This window comes from Butyricimonas paravirosa (assembly GCF_032878955.1).
GTDB lineage: Bacteria > Bacteroidota > Bacteroidia > Bacteroidales > Marinifilaceae > Butyricimonas > Butyricimonas paravirosa.
The window spans coordinates 3,293,025-3,313,486 of the sequence record NZ_CP043839.1 but is presented as its reverse complement, the minus strand read 5'-3'; the positions used below and the strand labels follow the sequence as shown (position 1 = coordinate 3,313,486).

Here is a 20,462-nt window from a genome sequence, read left to right as displayed (position 1 = left end):
AAAACCCGGAATTCCTACTCGCAAGGAAGTCCGGGTTCACAAAGCACACGCTACTATTTTTACAATCCGGGTAAAACATTCAAGATCTCCCATGTTTTCTGGTCAGAAGGTCTCGGCATATTTGCATTTAAAAATTTGCCATCCCGGTCAATTAACATGAACCGAGGAATCCCCTTACAACGGATCGCCTCCATAAAACTCTTATCTCCCCCCATGTGTACCTGGATTCCTCCCAATTGTTTCGCCTGAACAAATTTTTCCCATGCTTTCCGACTATCATCACAAGAAATACTGACAAAACAGATGTTTCGCCCCTCAAATTCCTCTTCCAACTTTTTCAAATGAGGTATTTCCGCATTACACGGCCCGCACCACGTGGCCCATACATCAATATACACGTATTTTCCTTTCAAATCCGATAAACTTACCTCTTTTCCGGCTATATCCTTAAAAGTAAATGGCACGGCAGGTTGTCCCTTGAACAAGACCTTATTTGCATCATACACACGCTGATATTCCGCAACATAATCTGCCCGACGAACCCTCTTCCGAAAAATTCGATCCATCTCTTCCATATTCTCCATACCGTATATTCTCACATATTCCATGACACTCTTCACCACTAAATTTTCCACCAACCGCTTATCCCTGTACTTTTCCGCCTCTTTCAACACCTCCATTAGCAAGATATAAGCATCCCCCGTTTGTCCATCCAGATTGTGGAAAGCAAATAAAGCTCTTCTAATGGATTCCGGATACTCGAAGATTCCCCAAGCTTCTTTTTTCTCAACGACCACACGCCTTAATTCCGAGCGGGATTTTTCCGACACCTGTTTCCCACCATGCCCCATAATTACCCAAAAAGCCAACTGGTAATTTCGCTCATGGAGAATACGTTCTCTCTCTCGTTTTGTGAAATTCACATCTAACCCGGCTGCCAATAATGCATTCTCCCGTTCTTCCGTCATCTCTTGCAATCTAACCCGGAAAGGTTCTTCCTCCAGTTCGTATTCCCGCCATTGAATATCCCGATAAAGTTTTCTATTCAAATAATTATTAATGCTCGCACCCTCTCCTTCAAAATGCAATTCATTAAATACAGATTTAGCTTGCCAAGATTTACCGGGTTCCACCCATACCGTATACTTCTTATCCCCTACCCAAAGGCGCCCGTATTCACCTTCCGACAGGGCCATTTTCCAAACGGCCTTATTTGAACCATCAAATTCCAATTTCATTCTCCCCCCATCGCAAGTTTCCAACGCGACTTCCCGGGTGTCATTCTCTGGCATTTGAAACTCGAAGGCGGTCTCCCGCAAGTCAACCGTCTTCTTTGCTTTTCGTGGGGCAGACGGACCATTTTTTATTCCTTTCAATTGTCGTAACATTGTTTCCGTTCGAGGATCAGAAGGACGTGTCATCTCTAAACGCAACACTCGCCCTTTTCGATCCAACAAGATAAAACGAGGAATCCGGTCTACTCGAAAAGCCGTTATGAAAGAAGTATCATTTCCAACCCACCACTGCTCTCCCGACATTTTCCCGTTTTCCACGGCCCCTTTCCATCGCCACACGACATGATCACTGGAAATGCCCACAAACACGACATTTTGTCCTTCAAATTTCTTTTCCAATTCTTGCAAGTAAGGATATTCCTTTCGACAAGGATAACACCACGATGCCCACACGTCAATAAAAACATATTTCCCTTTAAATTCATCCAAAGATCTGGACTGTCCCTCCATATCTTCAAAAGTAAAAGCAGGGCATCTATCCCCGATTTTCAGTTCCATCGTATCCACCGGAATCCCGTGGACAAATAAAGACATCAGCAGGAAACATACTATCCATAAAAATTCTTGAATTCTCATTTTTTGAAATTATATATAGTCATTTCTCCAATTTTCTCATCAATCGTACGATTGAACTTACCGGTATACACTCCTTTATTCCCATTTGCCGATCAGAAGGAGGCTGATCGACATAATATATCGGGTGCAGACAAGACACCATTGCAACCATATTTCCCCGGTCGTCCATAATCGGCCCCCCACTAGACCCCTTGGCAAAATCAGCCGTGATTTCCACCCGGTTACCAAAAGGATTACCGGATTCTTTGATAAATGTACGAGATACCACCCCACTTGTGTAAACATAAGGGTAGCCTGCCGGATGGGTCAAAGCGTGAACATTTGATCCAACAGCAAGGTCCTCCCCGAGTGGCATCGGAACCAGACGTTCGCCCCGAGTATCTATTTTAAAAAAAGCCAAATCACCACTCCGGTTATAACTGAGTACCGAAGAAATTGAATATATTTTTCCTGCCTCCGTTGCCACGAAAAGAAGACTATCCCGTAAATCCAACCGTGCCGACGTATCGATCAATTGCCACAACACATGGCTGTTTGTCACGCATACCCCGTCTTCTGATAGAACGACAGCCGTTGCCCAAGGCATGATGTACTCCGGGTGAACTGTTGCCCGCATATATTTAAAAACCATTAACACGCTCTCCCGCCTCTGTTCAATTATTGCCCTTGGTTTTAATTCCCGTTTCCCGGCAGGACGAGGTTCCACATCCACGGGCGTATTCTCTTCCAACATACGAGTAGCCAGTTTTAACGTGTTCATTCCCTTGAATAAAGAGGCTGCACCCGGACGTTTCAATGAATCGAGAATAGTCCAACCTAAACGGTCATAATCCCGATAAACAACTTTTTCTTGCGCACGGCAACTTGCCGTTCCGAGCAGAACAGCAAGTAAACCGACACACAATCCTTTCAAACAACATTTTCTCATATGGAATTTATAAAATTACTTCTCTAAAGCATAAGGGATGAATTGCCCTAACGAGAATTTAAACTTATCATTTGTGGTCTCAGCCAGCAAAGTTTTCGCTAATTTCAATATTCTTTGTTGTTGGTCTTCATTCCCATTACGCTTAATCGTCAAAGACAACGGGAAGAACATTGCCAATAAATGCTCGTGCTCAATCTGGGGTATATTCTTCTCACAAACCTGTAAAAGTTTTTCCACGTCCCCACTTCTTTGGGCACGGGCAATCTCAACAAACAATTTTAAACGAGATTTACTCGGAAACTCGTATTTCTCCATCTCTTTCTCGACCTTATCTATTGCCTCCATGCCACTCTGGCGGTCACGACCGGTAATCATGTTGGTCAATTGAAGATCAAAAGCTGTCGCAATTTTCTCGTTCACTCGCTCAGCCCCAATACTTTTCTGAAAACGTTCCGCATTCGCCAGTAAATACTCCATATTAGGAGATCCGACTTGTGTCAGAACAGGATGTTCGTAGATAAACCAGTAAGCCGAATCTACCCGTTGTGAATCATTTAATTTAGATATTAACTCGTTCGCAACTTGTACGGTAAAAGGATCATCCACAGCCAACAAGGCACGGGCATATTTCACTAATAATTTCACGTCCCGATCACCTTTTTCATATTTCGCCGCAAGAATCCCGATCGCCTTATCCTCATCTAATCCCTCGGCAACCCGTTTGATAAAATCCTCCGCAGTCTCACTCCCTCCTACAATCCTATGCTGAACCTCCCCCTTTGTATTCAAAATCAAAAATGTCGGAAAAGCTGAAATCTCATACCGTTTCATAATTTCAGCACCTTCCCCTTCTTCCGTGTTAAACTTCACGCAAACAAAACGAGGATTCAAATACTCTCCCATCTCCGATTTCGGAAATATCGTGTTCGCCATGTACTTGCACGGCATACACCACGATGTATACGTGTCTATAAACACTAATTTATTTTCAGCCTTTGCTTTCTCCAACGCCTTAGCCAACGTCAATTCCTCGAAATTCGTTTGAGCAAAAGCTCCCACTTGCAGCATAAAAAATGCTACAAAAACATACAATACCTTATTCATCCCTGTAGAAATTTTAATGAAACGGTTCCCGCACGCACCAAAGGGAACCGTCTCGATTATGATTAACTATATCTATAAATACTATTAAAGAAATTCGATGTATTTCGTGGGAACCATAACATAAAATGTACTTTTCCTTCCCCCTTCACTTCCTCATTAGGTAAAAGAGTCAATCCTTCATTTATCGACCAATCAAAAACATGCACAGTATAATTCGTTCCGGAAGATGTTGCTACAACAAGCCTCTCAAACCTATTTTCATACAACTCTCCTAACCACGTAGCTGTATTGTAATCATAATCATTACCTATATACTTACAATAAGTTACCTCTCCTTCAAAAGTATGAATATTTTCCACGAACTCATCATTATCAATATCATAATAAGATAGTTGATTATCTTTTATAAAATAAATCAAATTATTAGTCTGATGCATCGTATAAAAGTCTGCAGTAGCAAAAGCTTCACAACGAGAAACCGGAATTGTCCGAGCAAAACGAATCGGACCGTAAGTAGCATTATACCACTCTGCCACAGTCAACCCATATAATAATAAATTATTCGCATCACCATTTTTTTTCATTAAAGCATATGCCGTTCCATATCCTTGTTTATTAGGATCTGAAAGAATACTTTTATCTGTTTGACCGAGATAAATCAATTCTGCATCCATTCTATTAGGAGAAATTCTCAAATCATCATCAGGTTGATAATCATCAGCAAAATATTTAATTTCCATCGTCGTGCTGAAGTTACTTGACCCAACAAGCAGGCCAAAAGATGTATTTAACTCATCATACACCAACATCGGATTATTATATTTCCAACAAACAACATTAGGAGCCAAATGGTAATTACCCAAAAGTGCCGGCATAAACGCAACATTGGATCTCAAGTATGCTTTTCCATCACATATCAATCCTCCTGATTGCGCTAATTGCATAAATGAACTTATGTTACTAGATCCAAAATCTGGCATTTCAAAAAATAACTCTTCATTTCTCGCCAACACCTTCTCATCTGCCACTCGATACATTAAAATATCTTTCTGACTCACCGGGATTAAACACTTTTGCTTCGTTTCTGTTGTTCCGGTTTCTGGATCATACCATTGGTACGATTCTGTATAAAGTAACGATACAGGCTTTCCTTTCATCGGTTCTCCTAAAGCTAAAGATAACTGATCTGCCGCAAACTCAATACCATTAGCTTGAATTAAAGAAACATCCATATCCGTGTTTCCATCCATAGTCTCTTTCAATATTAGCCAGCCTCCATTAATACGTGGGGTGATGGAGTAATAAAATGTAAGAACCGCCTGAATACCACTTTCAACATGAGTTGCTTCTACTTCTAATGTAACGGAGCCTACAGTATCTACCCGCCATTCTAAATGAGAATCTTCAGAGATTAATTCCAACACAGTATCACGATAACGATACCAATTATAAGTACACTCGACTTCCTCTCCACCCATTACACATTTAGGGGTAATTTCAATTACTTCTCCTGTCTTCACAGAACCTCCAGTAACATTCTCTATTACTAAATCCGGGATACGATGAATAGTATTATCTTTATCGTAACAAGATACGAATATCAATCCTGCCATAAAGATCATCATAATTATATATCTTTTCATATTTACTTTTTTGTTGGTTACATAAATGCGACTGTTGGGAAAGTAATATCCGTATTCGGATCATTAGGATCATCTCTCAAAGGAGGTAATCCTTCTTCAGCTCGTGCAGCATTCTCCTTCTTTAGTTCTCGGTTGAACACATACAAATAATAGTTCTTTTGATCCAGGTCAAGTGTATTTATAAATTCATCATCCCAGTCCTCTCCTGTTACTCTAATCATGAACTCATGACGAGTTTGACTCCAAGTACCCGCAAAAAACCAATTATTCCAAGCAGCCGGCCGGGTCAAACAATCGGCTATCCCCAACTGGATATTACAATACTTTTCATCTCCCGCTTTCAAATCTTCCGAATCCACGATATGAAAGAAAAGAGTAAACGTCGTGTCTTGCAAAGATCTATCCCGCATAACAATTACCGGAATCTTAGCTTCCAACTCTCCAGGCTCCAAAGTCAAATACTCTGCCATTCGTTCATCATCAAAAGCTACATAATGTACTCCCGCTTCTGCCTGATAGGGAAAAACTCGTAATACAGAATCTACAATCGCACCATCCTCTCCATAAATATATTTCCACTCCTTCCCTTCATATTGCTCCAACCTAATCCGACTACTCCTTTCCGGTAACAATCCTTGCGGCCGTACGGTAAACCAAATCGTATCCATCATCCTCGTCTCTTCTTTCCCAATAAAAGAATAACTAAATCGTTCTGGATTTAGGGTTTCACCTAAAACAAACTGAACTCCACTCCAAGTTGTATTATAATCGGGTAACGCCTCCTCGCAGGCCAAACAACAAAAGCCCACACATAAAGACAATATCAATTTACGTATCATAATTCTTCTCTTTTAATAATTTTCAGTCGTACTCAATTCCCGCAACGGTAGTGGCAACACATAAACGTCCTCTCCACACATTCTGGAAGACCAACGCATATTCACCGTTCCCAAGCGTTTATACACGAAAAACATTTGTCCTTCCGCATAAAACTCCTTTAAATACTCCTGTAGAATAATTTCCTGTCTATTACTTTCCGTCAATTCGGTTGTTGTCAATCCCCGAGATGCTAAAAATTCAGTATATACCGTATTCGCTTCCGCCAAAGCGGCACACTCCGCAATAATCAAATACATCTCTGACAAACGGATCAAAGGAACACTTTTAGTCGGTGCCGGGTTCTCGGTGTCAAATGACGCCATATTACCATATTTATTTGAAGAACGAAGGCCCCCACCATCATCAGTATACCATAAATACCGGAAACGAATATCTTCCGCCGCATACAATTCGCTCAGATTAGTACTTTTTTGTTCAAAAGCAGCATAAGAACCGTCTGCAATCATATTATCATTAAATTCTTCAAGACTTATTCCAAACAATTGCTCACTACTATACAACACCCTATCATAGCGCAGAAAATCATTTTCAACCCCCAAAGCAAATTGTTTTTTCTCTCCTGCAACTGTAGCTTCCTTTACTAACCGGGCATAACGCAAAGCCTCATCATGTTCGCCCAACCACAAATGTACTCGTGCCTGCAGACCAAGTACTGCATAATAATTCATCCGATTCTGACGATATGATACAGACTTATCATTTGCTACAATCAGGTCTACTCGTTGTAATAGCAATTCAGCCGAATCCAAATCTGCACAAAGTTTTGCCATATACTCTTGATAATTAGAATACGGATAATTCTCCAATTGAACCGTAGTCACGTAGGGCAAATAATCCCGATTTCCATCAATCCCAGTTGGCATGGGCCCCCACAAACGAATCAAATCAAAATGAATAAAAGCCCGTAATCCCAAAGCTTCCCCTTTATACAGGTCTTCTTCATCTTCCGTCAATACGTTATTCTGAATATCAATATACTCCAACAAAGTATTCACGTTTGCAATAATCTCGTATTGTTTCAAAAATAGCTGGGACAAATTCATCTCAACCAAGTCTGCCCGATAATCATGAGACGCAAAATCATAAGCCGTTCCCCCATCCGTAGCCGTTATCCAAAGATTGGCCATATACTCCACTCCCCCGACAACCATACTCGCATCCGGAGAATAGTTGTCCCGCATCAAAGTATAACAACCGATCAAGGCATCATAAAATCCCCCCTGTGTCTTGAACATATCTTCTTTTGTCACTTGTGTTTCCGGCTGAATCGTCAACCAATCCTGACAACCCGACAAGCAGAATATCAAGCAAGACATCAATAATAAATTCTTCATATTTTTCATAACACGTTCAAATTAATTAGAAAGTACATGATATTGAAAACGACGGTTTCACGGAAAATGGATAATCAGTTCCTCTCTCTTGCTCTATCGTGGACATATACAACAAATCCATCATGCTAGCTGACAAACTCAATCTCTCCATTCTCATATATTTACAAATCCGACGCGGGAAATCATACTGGATATTAATATTTCTCCAGATAAAAGTTGATTCATCTGCCACGAAACGGTTATTAGCAACCGTATTCTTATCATTATTCAATCCTTTATATCGAGTCACGTCACCCGGCTTCTCCCAACGCTCACTCAACACACGTTTGTCAACATTCACCTTCGGATAAGCATTTTCTACCTTGTTCAATAAAGTCTGATTCAATTTCTGTCCTCCCAACCGTAACTCGAAACCAGTATTCAAAGAGAAAGATTTATAACGGAACATCGTGCTGAAACGTCCGTTTACCTTCGGAACCTCATTCCCGACCTTAACCTTTGCATACATATCAATATCAGAAGAAACCCGTCCGTTTCGATCCATATAAAGCACCTCTCCCGTGGCTGCATCCACACCCGGAGAAATGAACGTGTAAATAGCGTCCATGGATTCTCCCTCTTTATATTGCAAATAAACAAACGCCCCGGTCTGATTATTCACGGTTTCCTCGTTCTGCCGTTTCATTTCATCCGAAAGGGTCACGATCGTATTCTTGTTCCAAGACATCGCACCCCTCACCGACCACATAATATTCTGGTTCCGCAACAAATTTACAGATACATTCAACTCTCCTCCCACGTTCCGAAGAGTCCCGATATTCTCCATATATTTTGGGAATCCATGAGAATAGGATAATCCCAATGAAGAAATATAATTTTTCGTTTCTTTACGGTAATAGTTACCTTGAACCGATAATATCTCATTAAACAATGTCAGATCGACCCCTATATTATGCTGATAGGTATCCTGCCAGCGCAATTTATCATTACCAAGTCCCATCAGATAAGCTCCCATATCCCCGTTATAACGTTGATCACGGTCATATTCGTAGGTTGTCAAAGCTTGATATGGATTACTCGGCAAAGCACTGTTCACCCCGTAAGAGTAACGTAGACGAAGTAAATTCATCCAAGGAAGATTTTCCAGTACAAAATTTTCCTGACTAACCGTATACCCAAAACCGATAGACCAGAATGGAGCAAAACGATTCTGAGAACCAAAGGATGAAGATCCATCCAACCGATAAGAAAAATCAAAGAAATAACGACTATCGTAATTGTAATTCCCGGTCACAGTGAATCCCGCTTGTCTGGAATGTGTATCCGTAGAACTGGGACGTTCATTAGCAAAACCGGCAGCGTTAGAAATATCTGTCAAATTATCATTAGCAAACCCTCGTAACCATAGTATATACCCTAGATTTTTCGTTTCATACAAGCTCCCATCTACCCCTGCAAACACGCTGTGCCGACCGAAAGTGTTCCCGTAACTAGCATTAAAACTCCATTGCCAGGAACGCATTTCACGATATTCCCACGTGTAACTACCCATAGCATCCGGATCTGATGTGTTATTAAAATCATTACTGGATTTGGGAGAGAAACGATCACTTCTATCTGTTTGAGTGGTATAACCGACATTCGTGGATAACTTTAACCCTTTCACGACATCCCACTCGATCCTGAATGTATTTCGGATATTCGTGTATTTACTTTTATCAAATTTATTGATAGAAGCCTCCCACAAAGGATTTGCAATCACATCTACCCCCGTGGTTGAACCAAACGTATTAAAAGATTTCACAATTCGCCCATTCTCATCATAAGGATACCAATACGGATTCATGGTTACATACTCACCAAAAGACCCGTATGGACTATCTTCCGAATTATTCAATCCTAAAGAGAACGTATTCATGAAACGAATCTGTTTAAGTAAATAACTGATTCCCAATGTTCCATTAAAATTATTCCGAAAAGAGCCTTTCATGGCACCAGCCACGCAATTGTAAGATAAATTCATCGAGTAACGAAATTGTTCGTCGCCACCACCTAAATCCAGCATATAGTTCTGCCCTACACCTGTACGTACCGGTTCACCAATCCAGTAAGTATCCACCCCCTCTGCTATGGATTTCACATTTTGCCGATACAGAACCATACGTGCTGGACTATTGTATAATCCTGCACGCTCCTCCAAGTCTAATTTTTCCTTAGCATCCAACAAATCATAACTAGACAAATCGGGAATCTCCAAATTTATCCCACCGGAGAAAGAGACTCGTAACTTTCCTTGACGAGGTTTTGAAGAAGTAATCACGACTACGCCATTCGCACCCCGCGATCCGTAAAGAGCCGTGGAACTCGCATCTTTCAAAATCGTTACAGACTCCACGTCCGATGGATTCAAGTCCATCACCCGTTCCAACGTCACCTCGAAACCATCCAACACGAATAATGGTTGGTTCAACTCTGCCCGAGCATACGTCTGTAAGTTTGTAATATCCGGCAATCCGGAAATACCACGAATCTGAATCTCCGGCAACACGTTCGGGTTGGAACCATACGTGTTATTTTCCCGAATCACAAAAGCCGGGTCAATATTATTCAGCGTTTGTAACAGATTTCGGTTACCGTATGCCATAATATCCTCTTTCGTGATATGCGTTACCGCTCCCGTGAAACTCTCCTTCGGCTTGTTGAAAATACCAGTCACGACCACCTCATCAATCTCCGCCATATCGTTTTTCATCACGATATTCAAAGGTTTATTATCTCTTTTCAATCGCACCTCCTGTTTCTGGTACCCCACGAATGAAAAAATCAACACGAGAGTATCCCGCTTCGGCAAATCAAAATCAAATTTACCCTCTTCATTTGTCGTAAAACCGATAGTTGTTCCTTTCACTTGAATCGTCACTCCGGGTAACGTCATCCCGTCCACATCTTTCACGGTTCCCCTCACGGTAATCTTTTTCAACGAATCTGTTACTGCCAACGCTCTCACATAATGGATTACCACGAAGTTATCGTTAATCTCGAACTTCACGTCATACCCTTTGAAGATCAATTGTAACGCCTGTTCAATCGTGGCATCCAGAAAATCCACGTTCACCCGTTTTGACACGTCGATCTTAGAGTTGCTGTAAAAGAAGTCCAACTGCGTGGATTCTGAAATCTTATTCAGCACCTGTTCGATCGTGGCATCTTTCATTTTCAAGTTGATACGAGCCGTTTGCGAATGTACCGCAGCCGACAAATGCATCACGCACACCAAACATAAAATCCCTGTTATTCGCATAACCTTAAGAAAATTTTTTAGCCATCTGGGGGGATAAAGCCCCAAATCACAATTTTTTTTCATACATTTGTTTTTTAAAGGTTTACAATGAGTCTTGTCCTCTATCGCCAAATGTCGGGCAAGACTGCTAACTTTTATAAATGCCGGGGAAGTCGCTATACTTTTCCGGTATTTTTAATTTATTCTGAAATTACAATTGTTTTCCCTTTCACGCTAAACCGGACTTGACTTGTACTCTCGATCATCCGAACCAAATCATCCAGAGGTTTAAACTTCACGATCGCCCCCGTGAACCGCACCTTTTTCACGTTTTCACTACTAAAGAATATTTCCACGTCATACCAGCGGGAAATCTGCTGGGCAATCTCTTCCAGTTCTGTGTTATTAAACAAGAACTTCCCATCGATCCAAGACGTGTAAAGACGAACATTGACTTCCCGTTTCTCTAACTTGTTTTCTTTCCCATAAGCCTGTTCCCCCGGAACCAGTCGAAACACTTGCTGATCACCTGAAACAATTTCCACGCTACCATTTACCAGCGTGGTCGAAACCTCCTCATTATCATCGTAATCATTCACGTTAAAACGAGTACCCAACACTTTCACGTTCATCCGGGATGTTTCCACGATAAAAGGTCTTTCTGCATCATGTGCCACATCAAAAAAAGCCTCCCCGGACAAAACAACCCGTCTCTCTTTTCCCATGAAAGATTGAGGATATATTAATCGTGACGCCGAATTCAACCAAACCTTTGTCCCATCGGCTAACACAACTTGGTACTCTCCACCCTTAGGAATAATTAATTCATTATTTTTATTGGCATCGGTAATCCCAATAGAATCACATGAAGAATAGCGTAACAGATGATTAGAATCCATCTCTATCCGGACACTTGCCTCGTGAGCGATCAATGAACTCTTCATCGTACTATCCAGCATAACCGTTTTTCCATCATACAATTTCAATATTGCCCGTTCTCCCCCCGGACGAGAAACTGCACTAAATTGACGATGTTCCTCCACCGGTTCATTCTTCATTCCCTGCCACAAAACCAAAACCACTCCTAACGGCAAAATAAAGAGAGCTGCATATTTCCACCAATAACGGAAACCTATTTGCCTTCCTCTTCCCCGCTTCACTCGTTTTAATACATTCTCCGTATCAGGAGCAAAATCCCGATGTAAAAGTTTTACCTGATCACGTATTTTCTTTATCTCGGCATACACTTCCTCATGTCCCACATCTTCCGCCAACCAACTTGAAAGCTCGGCATTCTCCATTGGTGACAAGCGATCATCCAACTTCCCGGAAATCAACTCATATATTCGATCATCTATTTTCATCTTCATATTTTTACATAGAGTACTTCAAAAATGAAAAACAGGGTGAAGAAAAAACAGATTTTTTTGGAAAAAAAGATTTTAATCTTCTTTTATCCCAAAAAGAAATAGTAATAAAGAGAATTGTTCCTGTTTCAATTTTTCCCGCAAGGTCTTGTAAGCGATTTTCATTTGTGTTTTTACCGTGTTGACCGAAATTCCTAACGAGTCAGCCACGTCCTTGTATTTCATATCTTCCAGAATCACCAGTTTAAAAACAACTTTACATTGCAAAGGTAAATTCTCAATCTCTCCCCACAAACGGTTCAATTCCGGCGTTTCAAATTCTACGACTTCTTCCGAAACCTTTAAATTTTGTTTCACATCCTCCAGATCAACACGTTCCCGTTTATTCTTCAAAAATGTAAAACAAGCATTACGCACGGCAACAAACAAATAACTATCAATAGACTCCCTCTCGTCTATCTGAGTACTTTTTTTCCAGATCTTTTCAAAAACTTCCTGCACAATGTCTTCCGCCACGTCAAACTGCACGACAAACGTGGCTGCAAAACGACACAGGTTTTTGTAGCGAGTTCTGAAAAGGTAATCAAAGGCAGCTTCTTTTCCTTCTTTTAGCTCTCTAGTCAATATTTCTATTTCATAATATTTCTGACTATTTTCCATCGTATTAGCTTAACAATACAAAATACTCCCTACTTAAAAACCACCTATCGCATCCATTAAATTGATTTTTCAAAAATAATAAAATCTAAAACAAAACTTCCTTTTTAACCTCACTTTTGTCTCTGATAATTTTTATTTATATGCGGGATAAAAGAGAAAAACGATCACGCAGAGAAAGCACGTAGGATATTTTGGGAACGTCGCTATTAACTGTTTCCCGGCCTAACAGGTAAAGTAAACCAGAAAGTACTTCCTTTGCCTTCCTCGGAAAGAACCCCGATCTCACCCCCCAGCTTACGGACAATTGTTTGGCAAATAGCCAACCCCAACCCCGTTCCGTTGGTAAAACTATCCAATTTGACAAAACGTTTAAAGATTTCAGCCTGCTTTTCTGACGGAATCCCTTTTCCCGTGTCTGAAACAAAGAAACGCAATCCATTCGCTTGCTCTTCATAACCAAAATGGATGTGTCCCTCGCTGGTAAATTTAAGTGCGTTATTCAGAAAATTCGAAATCACCTGCATCACCCGGTTCTTTTCCGTGTAAACAACACATTCATTCACATGGGAAGTGAAAGAAATATCAATACCGGGATGTTTCGCAATCTTCTGGCGATAACTCATTTCCAATCCCCGCAGCATCTCGTTTATATCGACCATATCATAAATAAATTCCAACGTTCCCGCCTCAATCTTTGACAAATCCAGAATATCACTAATCAACTGTAACAGTAACTCATTATTTCGATTAATAATAGCCATGTACTCCTCTTTATCCTTCGGATCATCCGTGTTAACCAGTAATTCACTGAATCCCACGATGGCATTCAACGGAGTACGAATCTCATGACTCATGTTAGAGAGGAACATTGACTTCAATCGATCGGACATCTCTGCCGCTTCCTTCGCCCGTTTCCATTCATTAGCAACCCGGGTGCGTTCGGAAACATCCTCGTATTTCAACACAACTCCCCGAATCTGCCTCTCGTTCTTTATATCATAAACAGGCGTGGCCGTGATCTCCACCGTAAACCCGTCATCAAAAGTAACTTCCTTCATTTCCCGTTTTCCCGTCTCCAACGCCTTCTGCATCACACAACCCGGACAAGGAGCATCCCGATGCATTACACTTTTGTAGCAACACAACCCGGCTTTATACCTACCGGCTAACGGATGCTCGGAATACTGGGCCAAGTTCTCCCACTCGATCATGTAATCTGGATGAAGATATACTAATCCATTATTTGAATGATCAAGAATAAGCTGGTTGATCTCCTGAATCTTCTCCACATTTTGTTTCGCTTCCATCAAGGTTTTCTCGTATAGCTTACTCTCGGTTATATTTCGTAACGTCCCAACAACCCGCAGAGGCTTTCCTATAATATCCTTTTTCTCAACCGTCAAATACAAATCATAGTAATCTTCATATAGCCCCAAAACATCATAACGAATCTCCCGATGCAAATTATCTATCTTCCCGGCCTTTATATCAGCAAAAAGCTGAGACATGACTTCCCGGTCATCCGGATGCATATTACCGACAGCCTCTAACGAGGACTGACCATCCCGTTCTTTACAAAAACCTTTATTTCCAACCTTAAATTCAGGATATTTAAACCGGATTAAGTCTTCTTCCAAGTCCCAAACCATCGGAACCGTGTTCGTAACCGAGAAAGCCATCCGCAATTGCTGATTCACCTCTTGAAGTTGCTCTTGTATACGAATAAGATCTGTTATATCCCAGCGAGTAGCCAGCAACCAATGATGCACATCATTGGATACCACATTTTTATTCACGATAGAAACGTGTCTCCCGCCGTCAGGAGTCTCGTACACTTCTTGCACTTGATAAGAATTTCCTTCTTCAATAATTTTAAAATCAACATCCCGGTAATGCTCGCCTCGTTCCTTTCCATATACCTCTATATCAGTCTTACCAATAATTTCTTCCCGAGAGTATCCACCTTGTAACTCACACTGCTTATTCCAGAAAACATACTTCAAATCATCATCTATATCCTTTATGATCAGAGGCATTGGCATATTGTCCAGCACCGCATTCAACAATCGCTGATTCTGTTTTATCGCGACCTCGTTCTTTTTTCGTCCCGTAATATCCCGTTCAAAACAAGCCACCAAATTTTCCTGTACACGCTTGAACCGCCCCTCGTAATAGGTTATCTTACCATGAACCGACACGGTATACTCCACCTCGTACACTTTATCCGAAATCAACGCTTCCCGCAAATTGGATATCACGATGTCGACAAACGGGGGATCAACACAATCCTTCAAATTCCGACCAATCAATGCCTCCACCGGTAAAGAAAGTTTCACAGGATCCGCATTATAAATTTTTTGTATATTAAACTGGTTATCTACCATGAAAATCATGTCGGGGACAGAGGCAATAACCTTTTCTGCCATAATATTTTCCATATTCTCTCGTGGAATAGAGATTTTTCTCCTACGAGAAAAAAAGAACACAAGGTTTCCTAGAATCACTACTCCGGCAATAATATATCCCCACATGACAATATGATTTAATTTTTACGCAATATATCGCAAATATAACAATAATAAATCACCAAACAATCCCTTCATCGGGCTATAGCCGAAATAAAAAAACCGTGCTGATAACAGCACGGCTCCCTAGGTACAAATTAAAACTTAAACTTATTCACTTAAATATGCACGTAGCATCCATAAATTCTTTTCTTGCTCGGAAATGTAAGGATTAATCATATCTTGAGTTCCATCATCACCGATTTCTGCGGCCAAAGCCAATATTTCACGTTCTTTCCTGATCAATATCCCCAAATTCCCCACAATCTCCTTCACACAACGATTCCCGTCGGAAACCCCCGTTACCTCTTTAATCTCAGCCTGTTTCATGTAAGCGGAATACGAATGTAACGGGGTACCCTCCAACGTAAGCACGCGTTCAGCAATCTCGTCCACCTTCTCGATAGCATCATTATAGTACTCTTCAAACTTAGCATGTAACTCGAAGAAGTTACTTCCTTTCACGTTCCAGTGGAATCCTCTCAAATTCTGGTAAAATATTTGGTAATTTGCCAACAAATCATTCAAATGGTTTACTAACTCTTTTGATTTCTCTTTGTCTAATCCGATTAAATTTAGTGTTTTCATATTATTTGATTTTTATTTATTACTATTCTCCTTATTTTTCTGATACAAATATAGAATATATAATAATATAAATCAAATTGATTGTTTTTATAAATAGATTTGATAAATTTATAAACGATGATTTACAGCATATTACAATTCCAAAATACCACAATTTCATTAAAAAAAATATCTCTTCGTCTTCAAATTTACCAGTAACTTCATTTTTTTCGAAAAAAATCTGTCAATCCTTTGCAGAGTTCAAAAATTGCACTACATTTGCATCCGCAATCAAGCAACACGGGCGCTTAGCTCAGCTGGTTCAGAGCATCTGGTTTACACCCAGAGGGTCGGGGGTTCGAATCCCTCAGCGCCCACGGAACAAACGCCAAAAGGCGACAAAAAAATGCCAAAGTCTTGTAAATCATCGGGTTTACAAGACTTTTTTCTTTTATCCCCGCCAATTTTTGACTGAATAATGCCCATTTGCACGTGGAGAAAGTAACTTAAAAGTAACCCCGGCATTTTTTGCTAGAATGAGGTTACTCTTGATAGTGTTTCAAAAAGTGTGTAAATTCCGAATTGATTATTTTTGTAATGCAATTTTCAAAAATGAATTATTATGGAATTTACACGTGAACAAATCTCGGAAATAATTTCCGAAATCACAAACGGTGAACTAGGTTTACAAGGCTTGGTCAAACAAGGTTTAGAGAGTTTAATGTTATCGGAACGTGATCTTCATAACGAGACACGTGGTGACGTGAGTAACGGTTTTCGTGGTCGTCGAGTATGTCATGACGGTAAGGTCTTCGAACTCCAAACCGGGTGTAATTTCTCCCACGTTTCTATACGACTCCACGAGAGGGATTGTACCCCCAAAAGTCGAACACGAACTTTTCAAGGGTACAACATTTTGAACTTCTTTTCTATTGTTAATACAAGAAATACTATTCCCAAGACATCGTATCTACAGCAACTCGTTCTTTAATAATCTTCGTATTCAAATAAAGAAAGATAAGGCGAGGATTGGATTCACGTGCCACGAGACTCAACGTATCGGGACTTAAAAGATCGATCTTTTCCTTCGTCTCGTAAACCTCTTTTTTCCCATCTTCCTCAAGGCTAAAACCTTTTATCAATAAATAACCATCTTGAATACTCCATGTTTTCAGATCCAACGAAGGAATATTAATCGCTTCACATACTCCCCCTTTTTTGAAATGAAAACCTTTCAGCTCTCCTGTCGACTCGTAAGTATAAGGATTACACCATTCCCCAACAATTTTCTTTTCCATCTCTTTTTGCGGATCACTGCCACAAGCTAAACATAACAAGATTAAACCTATACAAAACAAATTTTTCATACTATTCTAAATTAAAATTACTATTTCAAAAATCATTTTACCAAATCATACTTTTGATCTATTCCACGCTCGTTAGCGTGAATCCCTTCCCTCATCCATCGGGGTTCGGGATCTCCTTTTAAATAATGATCAAAGAATTGTTGTAAACGAATTGTCCAATCCACCTCTGCAGCTTTGTTGAATAAGAAATGGCGTTCTCCCTTATAATTTAGCAACCAAGCAGGCTTCTGTAAACGTCGCATGGCAAGGAATAAATTCAATCCTTCAGCATAGGGGACAGCCTCATCCCCGTCACAATGAAAAATCAATAATGGAGTCTGTATCTTATCCGCATTCAAAATGGGCGAGTGACGAAGATACATTTCTTTGTCCTCCCACAAAGATTTACCCAAACGGCTTTGCGTTTCCTCATACATGAACATTCGAGGCATCCCGCTTCCCGTACGAATTCCTGTATAGGCAGAAACCATGCTGGACACGGCTGCCCCCGGACTGGCACAGGCAAACATATTTGTACGAGTCACCAAGTAAGCCACTTGATAACCGGACCAACTATGCCCTTGTATCCCGATTCTATCCTTATCAGCTATTCCCCGGTCAATAAGCATTTCAGTGCCACTAACGACAGCATTATAGCTACTCTCACCCGGAGCGCCCACTGTAAAATGGATATCCGGCATGAATACCACATAACCATTGCTCACGTAAGAAATCACGTTAAGCATACCACTACACCAAAACGGTACGATATAGTTATGCAAAGTCTCCGTGTGTGTTTCGTAAAAATTCACGATAACCGGATAACGTTTCGATGGGTCGTAATCCTCCGGCAAATATAGTAGTCCCCGATTTCTTTTTCCTTCGAAGTTTGTCCATTCGACCAACTTCACCGATCCCCAAAAATAATTCTCCTGTTGCGGATTAGTATTTGTTATCTTTACCGGGCGAGTAAATGCCAAATCACTCCACCACAAATCCCGAAATTCCGTGTACCCCTGCCGAGTAAATATACAGTATTTCTGATTTTCTGATTTTTGATTCACCGTGACTGAATAAGGACCTTCCATCAATTTTTTCAATTTCCCATTAGACTGGAAGTGATAAATTCCTTCATCCCGATTTTCTAAATTCACGGAAGTCATCAGAAATCCATTTTCGAAATCAATAATTTTATCCCCATAATCATCTTTTAACCAACGGAATTGCCGATTTGTAGCCCTTCCATAACCGCCTGTCAACGAATAAACAGGCTTTTCCCCCGCCAAATCTATTACCCACATATCATAGCGGTCATACAGCACAACCCGATTACCATCTTTCGACCATCCCGCAATGCCGTATGCTTCCGCTGGTTTCGGCAAATCATGTAATTCATTGTGGACAGGATAGCCTATCTCTTTCGAGAGATCTACCCGTTGACAGGTCCTCGGATCAATTTTATACCAGACTTTTTCCAAAGCATTATACCATAATGCATATTTACCGTTCGGACTCCATTCCGGTTCCGTGTAGGAATTTCGCTCAAAGAGAATAGTTTTTCCCGTATTTAGGTCAATCAGATAAATATCCGCATTAATATCATTTTTCCAGTCCGAAAAACGTCTGTAAGGAGTTTTGTCCAATGCAAAAGCATAGTCGTACTTATTTCCTTCCGGCAAAATCAATTTTTCCATATTCTGACTCGTCACCCGGCAACAAATTTTTGTATCCAAATTATAGGCGAGTCTCACGTTACTGGACCTATAATTTCCTTCTCTTTGCTGCAAAGATGAAATCTCATCATTCCAAGTCCATAATTCTAGCTCGAAACGAGTATCTTTTTTTTCCCGTTTTTTCTCCGGTACCGGCAAAATCGTATCCCCATCCAAGATAACACGCTTTCCGTCATTGGATAAACGATAAGCCCTACTTCGCCAAACATAATTTTTCGGGAATTGCACATCATCCCAATCCACCAAAAGCCGACACTCTCCCTTAGGGATAGAAAAAGAATAAAAAAGATCGGGATTATTCATTTTTGATGTATCCGAGGCCACCGTGAACGTTCCTCCCAATTGATCATGTGCTAATGAATAATCTTTTAATAAAAGTTTCTTATCAGAAAAAATAACAACGGATTTTCCTTTCAAGGGACGATAGCACAAAGATTTGTACTCTCCATGATTTTTGATATAAACCATTGCTTTATGCCCCCTCAACAGCGTGCAATTTTCCACACTATCCATCACGATAGAGTCGCAGTTCCCAATATTCCTAATGACAAATCGCCTGTATTTCGGGAATTTTTTATCTATCGGGTAAGAATACGTGATCAACTCCGAAGTATTATATTCGTTAAAATCATATTCCCGGTCCCAATATATCTTTTTCATATCCCGCAAACGCAACAAAAAGGTCGAATCGCAAGCACAGGAATCCGCCTCTGGAGCCGTTACCGTATAGCGCAACCATTTCCCGTTTGCGAAAAATGAAGGTCTAACCACGTGTTGCAGTTCCACCTTGATATTTTTTTCCGGGTTATACAGATAAGTCACCCGAGGTAATGTATCATATTTTGAGTCAATATGTACGAAATGATAAGTCACCCATTTCCCATCTTCCGAAATATTAGGAGCATCTACCCTTCGCCATAACTTATATGCCGCTGTATCCAAAGCTCTTTTTTGAGACCATCCTACATTACCGGAGAATACCAACAAAAAAATTATTACAAATTTCATCATATACTATTTCATTAAAAAGATTATTAACTCCTTGACCGATTCATGTTTTTCCCTTTTCCAGATTATTGCCATAGAAGAAGGAGCAAAAACTTCCTGCACGAGCAAAAAGCTCATGAAAACAATGACTAAATTTTAGCCTCACAATAAAATATCT

The 20,462-nt window shown here is 40.5% G+C and carries 13 protein-coding genes, 1 tRNA gene and 1 pseudogene; 2 read left to right on the top strand and 13 right to left on the bottom strand.

Translation table 11 applies throughout. The features are described from left to right. Positions 1 to 59 precede the first annotated feature (59 nt). The 11 genes from F1644_RS13570 to F1644_RS13520 form a co-directional block, all read right to left on the bottom strand. On the bottom strand, positions 60 to 1,871 hold the full coding sequence (locus F1644_RS13570) for a TlpA family protein disulfide reductase (protein ID WP_229782361.1): 1,812 nt from the start codon (positions 1,869 to 1,871) through the stop codon (positions 60 to 62). A 19-nt stretch (positions 1,872 to 1,890) separates the two neighbouring features. Then, positions 1,891 to 2,799: a S1 family peptidase gene (locus F1644_RS13565; protein ID WP_118303132.1), complete on the bottom strand. Its 909-nt coding sequence runs from the start codon at positions 2,797 to 2,799 to the stop codon at positions 1,891 to 1,893. Positions 2,800 to 2,814: 15 nt separating this feature from the next. Further along, positions 2,815 to 3,903: a thioredoxin family protein gene (locus F1644_RS13560; RefSeq protein WP_118303130.1), complete on the bottom strand. Its 1,089-nt coding sequence runs from the start codon at positions 3,901 to 3,903 to the stop codon at positions 2,815 to 2,817. 62 nt (positions 3,904 to 3,965) lie between these two features. Further along, positions 3,966 to 5,546 (bottom strand): hypothetical protein, encoded by a 1,581-nt coding sequence (locus tag F1644_RS13555; protein WP_147344427.1) that lies wholly within the window; start codon positions 5,544 to 5,546, stop codon positions 3,966 to 3,968. A 17-nt stretch (positions 5,547 to 5,563) separates the two neighbouring features. After that, the gene (locus F1644_RS13550; protein ID WP_087419442.1) at positions 5,564 to 6,385 is read right to left on the bottom strand and encodes a DUF4843 domain-containing protein; all 822 of its coding nucleotides are present in this window, start codon (positions 6,383 to 6,385) and stop codon (positions 5,564 to 5,566) included. 12 nt (positions 6,386 to 6,397) lie between these two features. After that, complete coding sequence (locus F1644_RS13545) at positions 6,398 to 7,789, bottom strand: RagB/SusD family nutrient uptake outer membrane protein (protein ID WP_118303126.1); 1,392 nt, start codon at positions 7,787 to 7,789, stop codon at positions 6,398 to 6,400. 16 nt (positions 7,790 to 7,805) lie between these two features. Beyond that, positions 7,806 to 11,081 carry a SusC/RagA family TonB-linked outer membrane protein gene (locus F1644_RS13540; protein WP_158581821.1) on the bottom strand — a complete coding sequence of 1,092 codons (3,276 nt, stop codon included), beginning with the start codon at positions 11,079 to 11,081 and terminating at the stop codon, positions 7,806 to 7,808. A gap of 179 nt (positions 11,082 to 11,260) precedes the next feature. Next, entirely contained in the window at positions 11,261 to 12,430 is a 1,170-nt protein-coding gene (locus F1644_RS13535) for a FecR domain-containing protein (protein WP_118303124.1), read from the bottom strand. 72 nt (positions 12,431 to 12,502) lie between these two features. Next, positions 12,503 to 13,087 (bottom strand): RNA polymerase sigma factor, encoded by a 585-nt coding sequence (locus F1644_RS13530; protein WP_087419438.1) that lies wholly within the window; start codon positions 13,085 to 13,087, stop codon positions 12,503 to 12,505. A 206-nt stretch (positions 13,088 to 13,293) separates the two neighbouring features. After that, positions 13,294 to 15,618, bottom strand: a complete 2,325-nt coding sequence (locus tag F1644_RS13525; protein ID WP_118303122.1) for a PAS domain-containing sensor histidine kinase — start codon at positions 15,616 to 15,618, stop codon at positions 13,294 to 13,296. 144 nt (positions 15,619 to 15,762) lie between these two features. Then, positions 15,763 to 16,239, bottom strand: coding sequence for a Dps family protein (locus tag F1644_RS13520; RefSeq protein WP_087419436.1), 477 nt, complete (start codon positions 16,237 to 16,239; stop codon positions 15,763 to 15,765). A gap of 281 nt (positions 16,240 to 16,520) precedes the next feature. On the opposite strand from F1644_RS13520, the gene F1644_RS13515 reads away from it, so the two are divergent. Both F1644_RS13515 and F1644_RS22785 read left to right on the top strand, forming a co-directional pair. After that, positions 16,521 to 16,595 (top strand) — tRNA-Val (locus F1644_RS13515). Positions 16,596 to 16,840: 245 nt separating this feature from the next. Further along, positions 16,841 to 17,041: pseudogene (locus F1644_RS22785) on the top strand (IS256 family transposase); the annotation flags it as partial. Positions 17,042 to 17,168: 127 nt separating this feature from the next. Here the strand turns inward: F1644_RS22785 and F1644_RS13505 are convergent. Together F1644_RS13505 and F1644_RS13500 are read right to left on the bottom strand one after the other, a co-directional pair. Then, positions 17,169 to 17,585 carry a lipocalin family protein gene (locus tag F1644_RS13505; RefSeq protein ID WP_087419435.1) on the bottom strand — a complete coding sequence of 139 codons (417 nt, stop codon included), beginning with the start codon at positions 17,583 to 17,585 and terminating at the stop codon, positions 17,169 to 17,171. 32 nt (positions 17,586 to 17,617) lie between these two features. Beyond that, complete coding sequence (locus tag F1644_RS13500; protein WP_118303120.1) at positions 17,618 to 20,308, bottom strand: S9 family peptidase; 2,691 nt, start codon at positions 20,306 to 20,308, stop codon at positions 17,618 to 17,620. Between the last annotated feature and the right edge of the window lie 154 nt (positions 20,309 to 20,462).